Genomic DNA, 15,423 nt, shown 5'->3' with positions numbered 1-15,423 from the left:
GGGCTAGCCCTTGTTCTTTTTAAAGAATCCCTTGAAGGCGTTCCATTCCACAGCCACCGAGGAGCCGCGCTTCGATTCGCAGGCCAGGTAGCCGAGCAAGTTGCAGACGATCGTCGCAATAATGCAAGCCACAGAGAAAACGAAAATCAAGGTGACACCCCTCAACGGGTAAATCTTCTTGTCGTTTTCCCAAGGCGGTTCAAGCACGTGCAGGTTCGTAAGCATCTTCGCTTCTTCCATGCGCATCTGTTCGCTCTGTTGACGAAGCAGCTTGTACATGGCTTCTTGCACGCGGATTTCCGTTTCGCGACGCATGTATTCGGCGCCTAGTTCCGGAGACTTCTTGAGGGCGACCATGCCCATGTTCTCGTGGCGGCCCTTCAATGCGCCGTGCAATGCAGAATTCACGCCCTGGTAGCGCTTGGTCAATTCATCATAGCGCTTGCTCTTTTCGCCGCGGTCCGCCTTTTCGAATGCCATTTCGATAGACACTTCTTCGCGCTTGGCCTGCAAGGCACCCAGGTACTTAATTGTCGATTCGAGCTGTACATTCGGATCGTAGAAATTGTTGTCCACCTGGAACTTCACGAAATCGGCCAATAAGGAATCCAGGGTCTGTTCGCAGGAATCGAGCCTGCTCTGGAAATAAATTCTAGACTGCCTTGCCTGCGCCGTCTTGAATGCGTTAAAAGCGGAGTCCGCCTTCTCAAGCATGAACGAGACCATCTTTGCTGCAAGCCTAAAGTCTTCGTCTTCTATGGTGATAGCGAACATGTCTTCCTTGTTGAATTCCACTTCGAAATTCTTGCGGAATTCCTTCAGCAAGTCCGCATGGAAATCACCGTCGAATTCATAATGTTCCGCCAGATTGAATTCCTTGATCACCTGGTCATGCAATTCCCATGAATTGAGAATGGTCCAAACAGCGTTTTCGTCTTCGTTGGCATTGGCAAAACCGAGGAGCGAACTCATGCCAGAGGCGCCGCCCAGCATAGAACTTAAACCACTCAACGAAGTCTGAGACGGAGACGGAGGAGTCACGATAGCCGTTGCCGCATACACGGGCTTGATCACCCACATGACAAGAATAAAGGTGACAAGCGTAGGGATGAGGACTATCGCCGCACACAACTTGAAATGCTTCAAGTCATTATTCAGCAGACGAAGACAGACTTCAATAAAACCGACCGATTCCTGCTTTTCCATACAAAACTACTTATAATTGACGTAAATGATGAATGCCGAAGAAATCACAGTCAAGAGCGATGCAAGGAACAACGTGAAATCCTTGAAGGATTCATAGCGACTCTTCGGAATTTCGATATAGTCGCCCGGCAAAATCTGGTCTTCGGTCACGCTCAGGTAAAGTGGCTCTGGCTTCTTGCCGCGCCACACCTTGATCTGGTTCCATGTACCCGTAATCGTATTAATTCCCGACGCCGCCACGTAATCAAGCGCATGCCACGAGGGGTTGTAAGGGTGTCTTCCGATATAGCTTACTGAACCACCCACGTACACAAGCATTTCTTGCACCGAGAATTCAACTTCGGTATTCGGGGCGACAGTCGTCTTGCTCATTTCAGAAATATCGAGCCAACGCGGAGCTGCTCCGGGTTCGCGAACGCATAACGCCTTGTAGCCATAATTATGCAAGCGGAAACCGCCCACAAGATCAAAGTATTCCTGCAAGGTGCGTCCTTCCTGGTACGAGGCACTGGTCCTGTAACCCGGGAAAATCAAGGTGACATTCTGGCCCATCTTCACGAAGGGTACGTAAACCTTGTCGCCCTGTTCCAGCATAATGTCGTTGGCAAATTCACCCTTCATCGACATGGCGCTGTAATCGACATGGATCGTGTCACTACCGCGAATCACCTGCACGTCTTCGATATTGGCACTCGGGAGAGTTCCGCCCACCTTGCGCAAGAACATACTCAGTCTCGTCTGCGGTTCCACCAGCTGCTGGCCCACCTGTACAATGGCGCCCATGGCGTTCACCTTGAACTTCTTGAGCGCTGCAAGCTGGACAAAGCACTGGTCACGCTTGTAACGCTTGGCAACAAGATCCAAAATCAATTCGCGTGCTTCGGCAAGCGTCTTGCCACCCACGACGACACCGCCGCATTCTTCAATGGCCACAGATCCGTCCGGATATACCTGCACCGACAAATAATTTTCTTCGAGCATCAAGTCCAGGAAATCGCCCGGGCCAAGCACATAGTTTGAATCCACGGGAGATTCAGCAAAAGAAGGCTCCATCGCGACAGAACTTCTCGAAGAGATTCCACCTTTCTTCGCAGAAAGCACACCCGAGCTAAAAAGATCGTCTTCGGCAAAAATGCTAACGCAAAGTAAAGCTATGAATAGTATAAAGTTACGCATGTCTCTATAAAATACAAAAATAATGACTCAAGGTACAAATTGTGAGCTAATTGTAGCTTGGATTTTTTATCTAAAAACTCAAAGGCTAATGATAAAAAAAACAGGGCCCGATTCGCATCGGAACCCTGCTTTAATCTTTTGCACAAAGATCAATTATGCCTTGCTTTCGCCTTCGACCATGCTCACAGCATCGGACTTGGCAGGTTCAGCAGCCTTCTTGGTCTTCACGACGATTTCGTCTTCGACGAGACCGACGAGAGCCATTTCGGAAGCGTCACCAGCGCGGTTCGGGCCGAGCTTGATGATGCGGGTGTAGCCGCCGTTACGGCCAGCATAGCGAGGACCGATCGTTGCGAACAGGTCCTGCACAGCCTTCGGGCTCATCACGAAGCGGGAAGCTTCACGACGTGCAGAAAGGTCACCCTTCTTTGCATAAGTGATCATGCGATCCACGCAGCTGCGGACGAGCTTAGCCTTGTGGAGAGTAGTGCGCACGTAGCGGTTGCTCTGCTCGGCTTCCATGCCCTTCTCAAGAATAGAAGTGGTAAGAGCGCGGAGGATGGCACGCTTGTGCTGGGCATTCACGCCCAATTTCTTGTTTTTTACACCGTGTCTCATGTTTAATCCTTCAAGTAGTCATCGACGTCCATGCCAAAGGAAAGGCCCATGGAGGTCAACACCTCGTTAAGTTCCACCAAGGACTTCCTGCCGAAGTTCTTGTATTTAAGCATATCGTTTTCCTTGTTGCGCACAAGTTCGCCGACGGTATGGATGTTAGCCATACGGAGGCAGTTGCTGGAGCGAACGGAAAGTTCCAGGTCGTCCACGCGGGTGCGCAGGAGCTGGGCGATACGCTGACGTTCTTCATCCATTTCAAGTTCTTCGGGGCTTTCGAGATCGCCTTCGAAGTTGATGAAGATTTCCAAGTGGTCCATGAGGAGCTTTGCAGCGTATGCAAGAGCGTCTTCCGGATCGATGGAACCGTCAGTCGTGATTTCCAGTTCCAGACGGTTGTAGTCCGTCTTCTGGCCAACGCGGGTATCGCTGATGTGCATCGCGACTTTCTGCACCGGGTTGAAGTTGGCGTCCATGGCGATCACGCCAATCGGAGCGTCCTTGTCCTTCAATTCGTCGGCAGTGACGTAGCCGCGACCGCTGGAAATCTTCACTTCCAGGGAGAGCGATGCGTTACCGTTCAAAGTAGCGATATGGACATCCGGAGTCAAGATGGCGACATTCGGATTGTCCATGAAGTCCTTGGCCGTGACTTCGCCTTCGCCGGACATGTCCAGGCGGAGCGTTTCGTCGTGGTCGGACAGGAGCTTCACGCGGATGCTCTTGAGATTCAGGATAATGTCAGTGACATCTTCCTTTACACCCGGAATCGTCGAGAATTCCTTATCGACGCCTTCAATTTTCACGGAGACAATAGCCGCACCCTGCAGAGAGGAAAGGAGCGAGCGACGGAGGGCGTTACCGAGGGTAATACCCCAGCCACGTTCCAAAGCCTCTACGACAAACTTGGCGTAGCGACCATCTTCGCCGGTTTCCACTTTCTGGAAGCTGCGCGGCATCTGAAGTGATTTCCACATCATTGGCGATACCTCTTTTAATTAGACTCTTCTCTTCTTTTTAGGACGGCAACCATTGTGCGGAACGCCCGTCACGTCTCGAATAGAGAGAACTTCGAGGCCCGCATTCTTGATAGCACGGACAGCGGATTCACGACCGCCACCTGCGCCCTTGACGCGGACATCTACCTTGCGCATACCGAGGTCGAAAGCCTTGTGGGCAGCGACTTCAGCGGCGAGCTGGGCAGCAAACGGAGTGCTCTTGCGAGAGCCCTTGAAACCGGAGTTACCCGGAGAGCCCCAAGCGACCACGTTGCCGCGAGCATCGGTGATAGAAACGATTGTATTGTTGAAGGAAGCGAACACGCAGGCGATACCCTGAACGTCAATACGCTTCTTGCCCTTCTTGACCTTTTCTTCTGTAGCAGCAGCGACCGGAGCTTCGGCAGCGGCAGCAGTTTCCTTAATTTCTTCTTCAGCCACGATGAATCTCCTTACTTCTTCTTGTTAGCCACAGTCTTCTTGGGGCCCTTACGAGTGCGGGCATTGGTACGGGAGCGCTGACCGCGAACGGGGAGACCCTTGCGGTGGCGGAGGCCACGGTAGCAGCCAATATCCTGCAGACGCTTAATGTTCAAGGTGATTTCTGCGCGGAGCTGACCTTCCACGGAGTATTCGTCTTCGAGGAGATGACGAATCTTACCTTGTTCTTCTTCAGTCAGGTCGTCACACTTCTTGTTCTTGTCGATGCCCAGCTGAGCACAGACCTTATTAGCGGTGAACAGACCGACACCATAGATTGCCGTCAGACCGTATTCAACAGTCTTGTTTTTCGGTAAATCGACACCAGCGATACGTGCCATACGATCTCCTTATCCCTGCTTCTGCTTGTGACGGGGGTTCTTCGAACAGATGATGCGCAATACACCCTTACGGCGGATGATCTTGCAGTTTTCACATCTGGGTTTGATGGAGGCTTTGATTTTCATAGGTTTGACCTTTCTTTGAAAATACCTATTACTTGTAACGGTATGTGATTCGCCCACGATTGAGATCGTAGGGAGAAATCTCTACCAACACTTTGTCGTCCGGCAAAATTCGAATGAAATGCCGACGCATTTTTCCTGAAACATGAGCGAGAATCTCGTGGCCATTTCCGAGTTGGACACGGAAGAAAGCGTTGGGGAGAGCTTCCAACACAACACCTTCTACTTGTATTCCTTCTTCTTTAGCCACTAAGACGCCATCCTGCCGCGAATGCGGCCATGCTTGAGGAAACCTTCATAATTCTTGGTATGCAACTGGGCTTCGAGTTGACGGAGCGTATCCAGCGCCACACCGACCACGATAAGTACCGAGGTGCCCCCAATATAGAAACTCATATTGAGTGCGTCTTTGAGATGGAGCGGACCAACACTGATTAAAGCGAGGAAAAGCGATCCAGGCAAAGAAATTCTCGTGAGAACGTGGTCTATGTACTTTGCAGTTTCGTTACCCGGACGGATTCCCGGAATAAATCCACCACTTCTCTTGAGGTTTTCGGCAATGTCGTTAGGGTTGTACTGGATTGCCGTATAGAAGTAGGTGAAGAATATAATCAGGAGAGCGAAGATCACACTATAGGTAATGTGACCCGGGATGAACGCAGCCGCAAAGGACTGCATCGCAGAAACGTTCGGGAACCAGGAAGCGATCATGGCCGGAATGAACATGATGCAGCTTGCAAAGATCACGGGAATCACGCCAGCGGTATTCACCTTGAAAGGCAGATAGCTGGACTGGCCGCCCACGACCTTGGAACCTACAGTCCTGCGAGGACTTTGGAGTGGAATGCGACGGTTCGCTTGCTCGACGAATACGATAAAGCCGATAATCAGGATCACGACAGCGAGAATAAAGATCTCGATGGCGAGAGGCTGGATATCTTCCTTAAACATTTCAATTTCTGCAAGGGCAGCCCGCGGAAGGCCGCCAACGATACCGGCGAAGATGATAAGAGAAATACCGTTACCCACACCATGCGAGGTAATCTGCTCGCCCAGGTACATCACGAAGATCGTACCGGCGGTGAAGGTCAGGGTAGCTAGTAAACGGAAACCGATGTTTCCGGCGCCCGTAGCGAAGTCATCAGCCAAGACAGACACTCCGGCACCGGTAGCGGTTGTCACCTTAAGGGACGAAAGCCACACAGAAATGCCCCATCCCTGCAAGGCAGCGAGAGCTACCGTAAAGTAACGGGTATATTGGTTCAGCCTGGCGCGCCCTTCCTGACCTTCCTTCTGAAGCATCTGGATAGCGGGAATCACGGAGCCCATCAACTGGATGATAATGCTCGCGCTGATGTACGGCATGATACCTAGGGCGAAGATAGTCGCTTTAGCGAATGCACCGCCCGTAAAGGAGTCATACAGACCGAACAAATTATTCGAGTTACGGAAGAACTCCGCCAGAACGGCAGAATTCACTCCGGGGATAGTGATGTGTGCGCCAAGGCGATAGATAATCAAAACACCGAGCGTAAAAAGGAGCTTTTTACGCAGGTCTTCGATCTTGAACGCATTAGCGAACGCATCAAGGGCTTTCTTGAGAGCTTCCATTAGACGATCTCGACTTTGCCGCCAGCAGCTTCGATCATGGCCTTGGCCTTTTCGCTGATGGCGTTAACCTTTACATTGATTGCCTTGTCGATGGTACCGAATGCGAGGACCTTGATAGGCAGTTCGATGTTCTTGATGAAACCCTGGTCAAACATTGCCTGGGCGTCGAAGTCCGTCACGCTGCAAGAAGCGAGCTTCTTGAGGTTAACGATCTGCGTGTCCTTGGCGAAGTGAGACTTGAAGCCACGCTTCGGGATGCGACGGTGGATCGGCATCTGGCCGCCTTCGAAGGCGACGCGACCGGCCTGAGCACTCTTACGAGCGCCGGCACCCTTCTGGCCACGGCCAGCGGTGGTGCCCCAACCGGAACCCGGACCGCGACCAATGCGCTTGCGGCTCTTGCCCTTGGCAGCCTTGCCAGGATTGAGAGTATTGAGTTCCATCTTAGATCTCCTCGACCTTCACCATGTCAGCCACGGCATTGATCATGCCCTGGATGCTGGGGGTCAAAACGTGTTCAACAGACTGTCCGATCTTACGGAGGCCGAGAGCAGCCACGTTAGCGCGGTGCATCGGGAGACGGCGGACAGTACCCTTAATCAAAGTAATACGAACTTTCTTCATCGTGTATTACTCCTTAGGCATTGGCACCGCGGAGAGCGGCGCAGTCCTGTTTGTTCTTCTGAGCCAAGAGACCTTCGAGGCAGGCGCTCACGACAGTGCTCGGGTTGGAAGAACCGTGAATCTTGGTGAGGATGTTGCGCACACCGGCCAGTTCGAGAACGGCACGGGCAGCGGCACCGGCGATAACACCAGTACCCGGAGCAGCCGGCATCAAGAGAATGCGGGTTGCGCCGCTCTTGACTTCGATGTCGTGGGGAATGGTGCCGTCGAGAAGCTGCACTTCAACGATGTTACGCTGAGCGGCTTCGGTACCCTTGCGGATAGCTTCGGAAACTTCCTTAGCCTTACCGAGACCAACACCGACCTTGCCGTTCTTGTTGCCAACGACAACGAGAGCGGAGAAGGACATACGGCGACCGCCCTTGACGGTCTTAGCGCAACGGTTGATGTGTACAACCTTGTCTTCAAATTCAGAAACTTGAGCTTCGCGTTCCAAAGTGTACCTCACTAGAATTTGAGTCCGCCTTCACGAGCTCCCTCAGCGAGAGCCTGAACGCGACCGTGATAGATGTAACCGCCGCGGTCAAAGACCACGGATTCAATGCCCTTGGACTTCGCGACTTCAGCAATCTGGATACCGAGCTGCTTGCTCTGTTCCGACTTCGTCATTTCACCAAACTTAGCCTGGAATTCCTTGGCAGTCGTGGTGAGCTGGACGAGAGACTTGTTGTTTTCGTCATCGATAATCTGGGCGACCATGTGAGACAAGGAACGGCGAACAGCCAAACGAGGGCATTCTGCAGTTCCGACAACAGACTTGCGCACACGTTCGTGGCGTGCGATTCTGGACTGGATTCTTTTCTTAGCAATTGCAGTCATAGTTTACCCTTATTTACCTGTCTTCTTACCTTGCTTACGACGGACAATTTCGCCTTCGTACTTGACGCCCTTGCCCTTATACGGTTCAGGCTTCCTGTACTTGCGGATTTCTGCCGCAGCTTGGCCGACCTTCTGCTTATCGATGCCCTTGATAGAGATCTTCAGCGGGTCAACAGCCTTGAGTTCAACGCCTTCCGGGGCCTTGAAGATAACCGGATGAGAGAAGCCGAGAACCAAGTTGAGGTCCTTGCCCTTCTGTTCCACACGGTAACCAACGCCGACGATTTCGAGCGTCTTCTGGAAACCCTTGGTCACGCCTTCGACCATGTTGGCAACGAGAGCGCGAGTAGTGCCATGGATGGCACGGGTGAACTTCTGATCGTCAGGACGGGAGAAGGAAAGCTGGTTGCCTTCGAGCTTGATTGCAATCAGTTCATGAACGTCGGTCTCGAGCTTGCCGAGAGGACCTTCAACCTTGATGTTCTGACCATTGACGGCGACTTTCACGCCGGCCGGGATATTGATAATAGCTTTACCGATACGGGACATCTTTACCATACCTTTGCGATGACTTCACCACCCACGTTTTCCTTGCGGGCTTCGTGGTCGGTCATCACGCCTTTAGATGTGGAGATGATAGCATAGCCAAGGCCGTTGCGGACGCGCGGAAGCTTAGCAGCGTCGACATAGTGACGCAGACCAGGCGAAGAAATGCGCTGGATGCCCTGGATAGCGGATTCGCCCTTCGTGTAACGGAGGAGGACCTTGAGGATGCCCTGCTTACCGTCATCGACGACGACGAACTTTTTAATGAAACCTTTTTCCTGCAACACGCGAGCGATTTCACGCTTCAAGTTGCTGGCAGGAATGTCCACCACGGGGAGCTTTGCCGAAGCGGCATTGCGGATACGGGTGAGCATATCGGCGATAGGATCTGTCATTGCCATGAGTATACTCTCCTTACCAAGACGACTTTGTGATACCGGGGATTTCGCCGGCGAGTGCCATTTCGCGGAAGCAAATACGGCAAAGGCCAAAGCGGCGCATAAAGGCGTGCGGCCTACCGCAACGCTTGCAACGGTTGTACCCACGAACGGTATACTTCGGAGTACGCTTGCATTTTTCAATCATTCTTTTGCTTGCCATGGTATTACCTTACTTCCTGAAGGGGAGTCCAAGTTCTTCAAGCAGGGCGCGGCCTTCGTCGTCCGTCTTTGCAGAGGTCACGAAGGAGATGTCCATACCGAAAGTACGAGAAATCTTGTCAATGTCGATTTCAACAAAGATGGTCTGTTCCTTGATGCCGAGGGTGAAGTTACCCATGCCATCAAAGCCACGGCGTGCGAGACCACGGAAGTCACGGACACGCGGGAGGTCGATGTTGATGAGACGGAAGAGGAAGTCCCACATGTTGTCGCCGTGCAGGGTGACCTTGGCACCGATGCCGATACCTTCGCGCAGGTGGAACTGGGCGATAGCCTTCTTGGCGTTGGTGACGACGGCCTTCTGGCCGGTAATTGCGGTCAGGGTGTCAACGGCTTCATCCAGGATCTTGCGGTTAGAGGCGGCAGCGCCGACACCCATGTTGAGCACGATCTTCTGGAGGCGGGGAATTTCCATCACGTTCTTGTAAGCAAACTTCTGCTGCAAGGCCGGAACTACTTTTTCGAGATAAAATTGCTTCATCTGGTTCATGTGTTACCTCTAGATAGCCTTGCCGGACTTGACGCTCACGCGGGAAGCCTTCTTGCCGGCTTCGCGCACGATACGGGTACGGACAGGAGTGTTGCCTTCGAGGAGCATCACGTTGGAAATGTCGATCGGCAGTTCCTTTTCGATGATGCCACCAGTCTGATTGGTCTGAGACGGCTTTTCATGACGCTTGCGGACGTTCACGCCCGAAACGGTCACCTTACCGCCCTTGACACTAATCACGGTGCCGGTCTTGCCCTTGTTGGCACCGGAAATCACCTTGACGTTATCATTCTTCTTGATGTTTGCCATTAGAGAACCTCAGGTGCGAGGGAGATGATCTTCATGTATTTCTTGTCGCGGAGCTCACGAGCCACCGGTCCAAAAATACGGGTTCCACGAGGTTCGCCATCCTTGTTGATGAGAACCACGGCGTTGTCCGAAAAACGGATGAACGTGCCATCCGGACGGGCAATTTCTTTGCGAGTGCGCACGACGACGGCGTCAGCTACGGAACCCTTCTTCACCTTGCTCTGGGGGATTGCGTCTTTGACGGCAACCTTGATGACATCACCGATGCTGGCATAGCGACGGTTGGTGCCACCCAAAACGCGGATGCAGGCGACTTCCTTGGCTCCACTGTTATCGGCCACGACGAGTCTGGTTTCTTCTTGAATCATATTCGCCTTACTCCAAAACGATTATTTCTTCTTAGCTACAATGCGAACGAGGCGCCAGCGCTTCGTTGCAGAGAGCGGACGAGTTTCCATGATTTCCACCAGGTCGCCTTCACCGGCTTCGTTGTTTTCATCGTGAGCCTTGAGCTTCTTGGTGGTGGTCATGATCTTGTTGTACACCGGGTGACGCTTACGGTTTTCAACTACGACGGTGATGGTTTTGTCCATCTTGTCAGAGCTGACGACACCCTGTCTTACCTTACGAAGGTTTCTATCCATTTCCTGCTCCTGCCCGGCTTATGCCTTGGCCTTTTCGGTGAGGATGGTCTTGACCCTAGCGATATCCTTGCGGGTATTGCGGATCGAAGAGGGTTTTTCCAAGTTACCAAGCTTGGCAGCCATACGGTAATTGAACAAATCGAGATTCAACTGAGCCAGTTTTTCCTTGAGCTGGTCAACGCCCAGTTCCTTTAATTCACGTGCCTTCATTAGATCTCCGATTCTTCGATGATTTTGCACTTGAGGGGGAGCTTCTGTGCTGCGACATGGAGAGCTTCCATGGCCAGTTCACGTTCGACACCACCCATTTCGAAAATGATGCGACCCGGGAGGATAACGGCTGCCCAGAATTCGACGGCGCCCTTACCCTTACCCATACGGGCTTCAGCAGGGTGACGGGTGATCGGCTTATCGGGGAAGACGCGGATCCAAACGCGGCCACCGCGCTTGATCTTACGGGTCATGGCGATACGAGCGGCTTCAATCTGACGAGCAGTCAGCCAGCACTTTTCAAGAGCCTGAATGCCGAATTCGCCGAAGGCGATGGAGTTGCCGCGGGAGGCAATGCCCTTCATGCGGCCTTTCATCTGCTTACGATGTAATGTTCTTTTAGGACTCAGCATAATTACTTCTCTCTCTTGTTATCGTTCATGACGTCCTTGCCAATCTTTTCGCCGTGCATGATCCACACCTTGATACCGATGGCACCATAAACGGTCTTAGCAATGGCAGTCGCGTAATCGATGTCTGCGCGGAGAGTGTGCAGAGGCACGCGGCCTTCGGCATACTTTTCAACGCGGGCAATTTCGGCACCACCGAGGCGGCCACCGCACTGCACCTTGATACCTTCAACGCCCATGCGCATAGCGGACTGGATAGCGCGCTTCATGGCACGACGGAAGGAAATACGCTTTTCGAGCTGACGAGCGATGTTTTCGGCAACCAGCTTGGCATCCGTTTCCGGGCGCTTGATTTCCTGGACGTTAATATAGATTTCTTTACCGGTGAGGAACTGGAGTTCGCCCTTGAGCTTTTCCAATTCTTCGCCCTTACGGCCGATCACGATACCCGGACGGGCAGTGAAGAGGTTCACGTTCACCTTCTTGACGGTGCGTTCGATGCCGACCTTGGAAAGGGAGGCATGTTCAAAACGCTTCATCAAGTAACGGCGGAGCACGATGTCTTCATAGAGAAGATCGGCAAACTTGTCTTCGGCATACCACTTGGATTCCCAGCCGCGGATAACGCCAAGACGAAGACCATTCGGATGAGTTTTCTGACCCATTGTAATTACTCCTTGTTGGCCACAACGACTGTGATGTGAGAGAGCGGCTTTTCGATACGGAAAGCACGGCCCTGGGAACGGGGGTGGATACGCTTCATGATGGTACCACCGTCGGCAGTGATGGTCTTGACGACCAGTTCTTCGGCGGCAACGGCACCAGCGGCCTTCTGCTTGAAGTTAGCGACAGCGGACTTCAGAGCATTTTCGACCAGCGGAGCACCCTTGGTCTGCGTGTGGAGAATAGAAAGCATTGCGAATGCTTCTGCAACGGACTTGCCGCGAACCAGGTCGACAACGCGACGGAGCTTGCGAACGCCGTAACGGACGTTTTTCACTTTAGCAACAGCTTGCATTATTTCTTTCCTCCAGCAGCGGTTTCAGTCTTACGGTGACCGCGGAAAGTACGGGTCATGGAGAATTCACCCAGCTTGTGGCCGACCATGTTTTCGGTCACGTACACGGGGATGAACTGCTTGCCATTATAGACGGAGAACGTAAGTCCGACCATATCAGGAATGATGGTGGAACGACGGGACCAGGTCTTGATAGCCTGTTTCTTGTCGGAACCGGCCATAGCCTGGGCTTTGGTCATAACGTGGGAATCCACGAAAGCACCTTTCTTAAGGGATCTAGACATGAATTAGGCCCTCTTCTGACGACGACGTACGATGAATCTATCGGTACGCTTATTGTTACGAGTTTTGGCACCCTTAGAGTTCTTACCCCAAGGAGAGCACGGATGACGACCACCAGAGGTACGACCTTCACCACCACCAAGGGGGTGATCGACCGGGTTCATAACGACACCGCGGACGGACGGGCGAATGCCGAGCCAGCGAGAGCGGCCTGCAGAACCCGAGGATTCATTCATGTGATCGATATTGGAAACCTGACCCACGACGGCGAGGCAATCTTCCGGAATGTAGCGAACTTCGCCACTCGGGAGCTTGACCTGGCAGAGCTTGCCGTCTTTAGCGACGAGTTCTGCACCTGCACCTGCGGAACGAGCGATCTGAGCGCCCTTGCCCGGTTTCATTTCGATGTTGTGGATAATGGTGTTCAGCGGAATGTCGCGCAGCGGAATAGCGTTACCGATGCGGAATTCGGCACCTTCGCCAGAATTCAGCACATCACCAACCTTGACGTCAGCCGGGGCGATGATGTAGCAGCGCTTGCCGTTCTGGTACTTGACCAGGGCGATACGAGCGGAACGGTTCGGATCGTATTCGATGGTTTCGACAGTGCAGGGAATGCCAGCAAACTGACGCTTGAAATCGATGATACGATACAGTTTCTTGTGACCACCACCGCGACGGCGGGAGGTGATTTCACCGGCGTTGTTACGGCCGGAGCTACGCTTGATGCCTTCGGTGAGCGGCTTGTACGGCTTGTCCGCAGTGATTTCCTTGCGGTCACCAATCTGCTTGTAGCGCAGCGTCGGGGTAAGCGGGCGATAAGACTTCAGACCCATGATTATACTCCTTCGAACTCGGCAATCTTTTGCCCGGCCTTAAGCGTGATGTAGGCCTTCTTCCAGTTGGACTTCTTGCCGGCGACCATGCCCATACGAACGCGCTTCATCTTGCCGCGGTTGATAAGGGTATTGACGGAATCGACCTTGACACCGAAACGCTTTTCGATAGCGTCCTTGATCTCGGTCTTCGTTGCGGTCTTGGCAACCTTGAATACATACTTGTGCACGTCATTGCGAGAAGCAGCCATCAGACGGGCAGTAGCTTCGGTAATGTGCGGTGCAACGAGGATTTCGTGAAGTTCACTCATTAGCGGCCTCCTTCCAGTTCGGCGAGAGCTGCCTGGGAGATGACGACGTTGTTGGCGCGAACGATGTCGTAAGTGTTGACATCGGCAACGCGTGCGCAACGGCACCAAGGAATGTTGTTAGAAGACAGGTAAAGGTTCTTGTCAGCTTCGCTCACGAGGAAGAGAGCGTTGCGCTGTTCGAGACCGGCCTTGTTAAGGACGGCGAGGAGATCCTTGGTCTTCGGGGCGTTGAAAGCGAGAGCTTCGAACACCTGCACCTTGCCTTCGGCAGCCTTAGCAGCGAGAGCAGAGCGGAAAGCGATCTTCTTGACCTTCTTGTTCACCTTTTCAAAGTAGTCATGGGACTTCGGACCATGAGCCTTGGCACCACGAACCCACACAGCAGAGGTGTTCTGACCGGAACGAGCGCGGCCCGTACCCTTCTGCTTCCAGGGCTTCTGACCACCACCGCTAACGGCGGACTTGTTCTTGGTCTGGGCAGTGCCCTGACGGTTGTTGTTCAGGATAGCCTTGATATGCAAGTACATGCAGACCTTGTTGACTTCCTGATCGAACATGGCCGGGAGCTGAATATCATTCTTAAAATCGCCAGTAGCGGCGAAAAGCTTTGCTGTAGCCATTAGTCTTTCCTCACCACGATGATGCTGTTCTTTGCACCGGGAACTGCGCCGCGGACAAAGATCAGGTTGCGGTCGCCGTCAACCTTGACGACCTGGAGGTGCTTCACGGTCACTTTCTTGTTACCGAACTGACCGGCCATACGCTTGCCCGGGAAAACGCGGCCCGGATAAGAGTGAGCGGACGTACCACCCGGTTCGCGCATGTTGTGCGTACCGTGAGAACGAGGACCGCTGTGGAAGTTATGGCGCTTGATGGTACCGGAGAAGCCGTGACCCTTGGAGAGGCCAGAGACATTCACCATCTTCACATCGGCGAAGTCAGCTGCACCGAATTCCTTGCCAACCGGCCAGGCTTCGAGATCAGCGACATCGAATTCAGCGAGGTGTTCACGAACAGCGACATCAGCCTTCTTGAAGTGGCCGATTTCAGCCTTGTTGGCGCGCTGTTCTTTCTTGAGACCAAAGCCGATCTGGACAGCAGTGTAGCCGTCCTTCTCTTCTGTCTTATGGCAAACGACCACGCACGGACCGGCTTCGAGAACCGTTACAGGAACGCGTTCGCCCTGTTCCGTGAACACTTGGGTCATTCCCAATTTCTTTGCGAGAATACCGTTCATTGTTATTAAACCTTAATTTCGACTTCAACGCCTGCCGGCAAGTCAAGTTTCATGAGGGAATCAACAGTCTGCGGCGTAGCATCAAGGATGTCGATAAGACGCTTGTGCGTACGGGATTCGAACTGTTCACGGGAAGTCTTGTTGATATGCGGAGAGCGGAGCACCGTATACTTCTGGATCTTCGTCGGAAGAGGGATGGGGCCGGCAATGCGTGCCCCAGTGTTCTTAGCTGTATTCACGATGTCTTGAGCGGAGCGGTCGATCATACGATGATCGAAGCTCTTCAAGCGAATACGAATGCGTTCACCAGCCATGATAATTCCTTACTTGATGATTTCGGTTACGGAGCCAGCGCCAACGGTACGGCCACCTTCGCGGATTGCGAAGCGGAGCTGCTTTTCCATTGCCACCGGGGCGA

31 protein-coding genes are annotated in these 15,423 nt (G+C 52.9%); all 31 read right to left on the bottom strand.

Translation table 11 applies throughout. The features are described 5' to 3' along the window. Window positions 1-3: 3 nt before the first annotated feature. Entirely contained in the window at window positions 4-1,206 is a 1,203-nt protein-coding gene (locus B9Y58_RS11725; RefSeq protein WP_073057045.1) for a Wzz/FepE/Etk N-terminal domain-containing protein, read from the bottom strand. 6 nt (window positions 1,207-1,212) lie between these two features. Then, window positions 1,213-2,382 (bottom strand): polysaccharide biosynthesis/export family protein, encoded by a 1,170-nt coding sequence (locus tag B9Y58_RS11720; RefSeq protein WP_073057041.1) that lies wholly within the window; start codon window positions 2,380-2,382, stop codon window positions 1,213-1,215. A 153-nt stretch (window positions 2,383-2,535) separates the two neighbouring features. Then, complete coding sequence (gene rplQ / locus B9Y58_RS11715; RefSeq protein ID WP_072799958.1) at window positions 2,536-3,000, bottom strand: 50S ribosomal protein L17; 465 nt, start codon at window positions 2,998-3,000, stop codon at window positions 2,536-2,538. A 2-nt stretch (window positions 3,001-3,002) separates the two neighbouring features. Continuing rightward, the gene (locus tag B9Y58_RS11710) at window positions 3,003-3,977 is read right to left on the bottom strand and encodes a DNA-directed RNA polymerase subunit alpha (RefSeq protein ID WP_072799957.1); all 975 of its coding nucleotides are present in this window, start codon (window positions 3,975-3,977) and stop codon (window positions 3,003-3,005) included. Between the two features lie 18 nt (window positions 3,978-3,995). Continuing rightward, on the bottom strand, window positions 3,996-4,436 hold the full coding sequence (rpsK, locus tag B9Y58_RS11705; protein ID WP_083532333.1) for a 30S ribosomal protein S11: 441 nt from the start codon (window positions 4,434-4,436) through the stop codon (window positions 3,996-3,998). An 11-nt stretch (window positions 4,437-4,447) separates the two neighbouring features. After that, a complete protein-coding gene (gene rpsM, locus B9Y58_RS11700) occupies window positions 4,448-4,816 on the bottom strand; it encodes a 30S ribosomal protein S13 (RefSeq protein WP_073057038.1) in 369 nt (122 codons plus the stop codon). 9 nt (window positions 4,817-4,825) lie between these two features. Further along, window positions 4,826-4,942: a 50S ribosomal protein L36 gene (rpmJ, locus tag B9Y58_RS11695; RefSeq protein WP_014546097.1), complete on the bottom strand. Its 117-nt coding sequence runs from the start codon at window positions 4,940-4,942 to the stop codon at window positions 4,826-4,828. A 28-nt stretch (window positions 4,943-4,970) separates the two neighbouring features. Next, window positions 4,971-5,189 carry a translation initiation factor IF-1 gene (gene infA / locus B9Y58_RS11690; protein ID WP_014546098.1) on the bottom strand — a complete coding sequence of 73 codons (219 nt, stop codon included), beginning with the start codon at window positions 5,187-5,189 and terminating at the stop codon, window positions 4,971-4,973. Next, the gene (gene secY, locus B9Y58_RS11685; RefSeq protein WP_073057035.1) at window positions 5,189-6,550 is read right to left on the bottom strand and encodes a preprotein translocase subunit SecY; all 1,362 of its coding nucleotides are present in this window, start codon (window positions 6,548-6,550) and stop codon (window positions 5,189-5,191) included. The genes infA and secY overlap by 1 nt, the downstream gene beginning before the upstream one ends. Continuing rightward, complete coding sequence (gene rplO / locus B9Y58_RS11680) at window positions 6,550-6,993, bottom strand: 50S ribosomal protein L15 (protein ID WP_072799954.1); 444 nt, start codon at window positions 6,991-6,993, stop codon at window positions 6,550-6,552. Before rplO ends, secY begins: the two co-directional genes overlap by 1 nt. A 1-nt stretch (window position 6,994) precedes the next feature. Then, window positions 6,995-7,174 (bottom strand): 50S ribosomal protein L30, encoded by a 180-nt coding sequence (rpmD, locus tag B9Y58_RS11675; protein WP_072799953.1) that lies wholly within the window; start codon window positions 7,172-7,174, stop codon window positions 6,995-6,997. A gap of 13 nt (window positions 7,175-7,187) precedes the next feature. Further along, window positions 7,188-7,670, bottom strand: a complete 483-nt coding sequence (gene rpsE / locus B9Y58_RS11670) for a 30S ribosomal protein S5 (RefSeq protein WP_072799952.1) — start codon at window positions 7,668-7,670, stop codon at window positions 7,188-7,190. Window positions 7,671-7,681: 11 nt separating this feature from the next. Then, complete coding sequence (gene rplR, locus B9Y58_RS11665; protein WP_072799951.1) at window positions 7,682-8,053, bottom strand: 50S ribosomal protein L18; 372 nt, start codon at window positions 8,051-8,053, stop codon at window positions 7,682-7,684. Window positions 8,054-8,062: 9 nt separating this feature from the next. Then, window positions 8,063-8,602, bottom strand: a complete 540-nt coding sequence (gene rplF / locus B9Y58_RS11660) for a 50S ribosomal protein L6 (protein WP_073057031.1) — start codon at window positions 8,600-8,602, stop codon at window positions 8,063-8,065. A gap of 2 nt (window positions 8,603-8,604) precedes the next feature. After that, window positions 8,605-9,000: a 30S ribosomal protein S8 gene (gene rpsH, locus B9Y58_RS11655; RefSeq protein WP_073057028.1), complete on the bottom strand. Its 396-nt coding sequence runs from the start codon at window positions 8,998-9,000 to the stop codon at window positions 8,605-8,607. Between the two features lie 13 nt (window positions 9,001-9,013). Beyond that, entirely contained in the window at window positions 9,014-9,199 is a 186-nt protein-coding gene (locus tag B9Y58_RS11650) for a type Z 30S ribosomal protein S14 (protein ID WP_072980638.1), read from the bottom strand. Window positions 9,200-9,208: 9 nt separating this feature from the next. Further along, a complete protein-coding gene (rplE, locus tag B9Y58_RS11645) occupies window positions 9,209-9,748 on the bottom strand; it encodes a 50S ribosomal protein L5 (RefSeq protein WP_072980636.1) in 540 nt (179 codons plus the stop codon). 9 nt (window positions 9,749-9,757) lie between these two features. Next, window positions 9,758-10,057, bottom strand: coding sequence for a 50S ribosomal protein L24 (rplX, locus tag B9Y58_RS11640; protein WP_072799947.1), 300 nt, complete (start codon window positions 10,055-10,057; stop codon window positions 9,758-9,760). Next, a complete protein-coding gene (gene rplN / locus B9Y58_RS11635; protein WP_072799946.1) occupies window positions 10,057-10,425 on the bottom strand; it encodes a 50S ribosomal protein L14 in 369 nt (122 codons plus the stop codon). Before rplN ends, rplX begins: the two co-directional genes overlap by 1 nt. A gap of 21 nt (window positions 10,426-10,446) precedes the next feature. Next, window positions 10,447-10,701 (bottom strand): 30S ribosomal protein S17, encoded by a 255-nt coding sequence (gene rpsQ, locus B9Y58_RS11630; RefSeq protein WP_072980632.1) that lies wholly within the window; start codon window positions 10,699-10,701, stop codon window positions 10,447-10,449. Between the two features lie 18 nt (window positions 10,702-10,719). Further along, the gene (gene rpmC, locus B9Y58_RS11625) at window positions 10,720-10,911 is read right to left on the bottom strand and encodes a 50S ribosomal protein L29 (RefSeq protein WP_072799944.1); all 192 of its coding nucleotides are present in this window, start codon (window positions 10,909-10,911) and stop codon (window positions 10,720-10,722) included. Continuing rightward, a complete protein-coding gene (rplP, locus tag B9Y58_RS11620) occupies window positions 10,911-11,324 on the bottom strand; it encodes a 50S ribosomal protein L16 (RefSeq protein WP_072799943.1) in 414 nt (137 codons plus the stop codon). Before rplP ends, rpmC begins: the two co-directional genes overlap by 1 nt. A gap of 2 nt (window positions 11,325-11,326) precedes the next feature. Next, on the bottom strand, window positions 11,327-11,986 hold the full coding sequence (gene rpsC / locus B9Y58_RS11615; RefSeq protein WP_072980628.1) for a 30S ribosomal protein S3: 660 nt from the start codon (window positions 11,984-11,986) through the stop codon (window positions 11,327-11,329). Window positions 11,987-11,991: 5 nt separating this feature from the next. Then, window positions 11,992-12,339, bottom strand: a complete 348-nt coding sequence (rplV, locus tag B9Y58_RS11610; protein ID WP_072799941.1) for a 50S ribosomal protein L22 — start codon at window positions 12,337-12,339, stop codon at window positions 11,992-11,994. After that, the gene (gene rpsS / locus B9Y58_RS11605; RefSeq protein ID WP_072799940.1) at window positions 12,339-12,623 is read right to left on the bottom strand and encodes a 30S ribosomal protein S19; all 285 of its coding nucleotides are present in this window, start codon (window positions 12,621-12,623) and stop codon (window positions 12,339-12,341) included. Before rpsS ends, rplV begins: the two co-directional genes overlap by 1 nt. Before the next feature lie 3 nt (window positions 12,624-12,626). Continuing rightward, window positions 12,627-13,457: a 50S ribosomal protein L2 gene (gene rplB, locus B9Y58_RS11600; RefSeq protein WP_073057025.1), complete on the bottom strand. Its 831-nt coding sequence runs from the start codon at window positions 13,455-13,457 to the stop codon at window positions 12,627-12,629. 2 nt (window positions 13,458-13,459) lie between these two features. After that, window positions 13,460-13,768, bottom strand: coding sequence for a 50S ribosomal protein L23 (gene rplW / locus B9Y58_RS11595; protein ID WP_072799938.1), 309 nt, complete (start codon window positions 13,766-13,768; stop codon window positions 13,460-13,462). After that, window positions 13,768-14,388, bottom strand: a complete 621-nt coding sequence (gene rplD, locus B9Y58_RS11590) for a 50S ribosomal protein L4 (RefSeq protein ID WP_073057022.1) — start codon at window positions 14,386-14,388, stop codon at window positions 13,768-13,770. The genes rplW and rplD overlap by 1 nt, the downstream gene beginning before the upstream one ends. After that, the gene (gene rplC / locus B9Y58_RS11585; RefSeq protein WP_072980618.1) at window positions 14,388-15,005 is read right to left on the bottom strand and encodes a 50S ribosomal protein L3; all 618 of its coding nucleotides are present in this window, start codon (window positions 15,003-15,005) and stop codon (window positions 14,388-14,390) included. The genes rplD and rplC overlap by 1 nt, the downstream gene beginning before the upstream one ends. A 5-nt stretch (window positions 15,006-15,010) precedes the next feature. Continuing rightward, entirely contained in the window at window positions 15,011-15,319 is a 309-nt protein-coding gene (rpsJ, locus tag B9Y58_RS11580; RefSeq protein WP_073057019.1) for a 30S ribosomal protein S10, read from the bottom strand. Between the two features lie 9 nt (window positions 15,320-15,328). Continuing rightward, a partial coding sequence (locus B9Y58_RS11575; protein WP_139258114.1) for an EF-Tu C-terminal domain-related protein occupies window positions 15,329-15,423 on the bottom strand: 95 nt, incomplete at its 5' end.

This window comes from Fibrobacter sp. UWB15 (assembly GCF_900177705.1).
Classification (GTDB): domain Bacteria; phylum Fibrobacterota; class Fibrobacteria; order Fibrobacterales; family Fibrobacteraceae; genus Fibrobacter.
The sequence above is the reverse complement of the archived record's forward strand: the minus strand, read 5'-3'. Positions and strand labels throughout refer to the sequence as shown.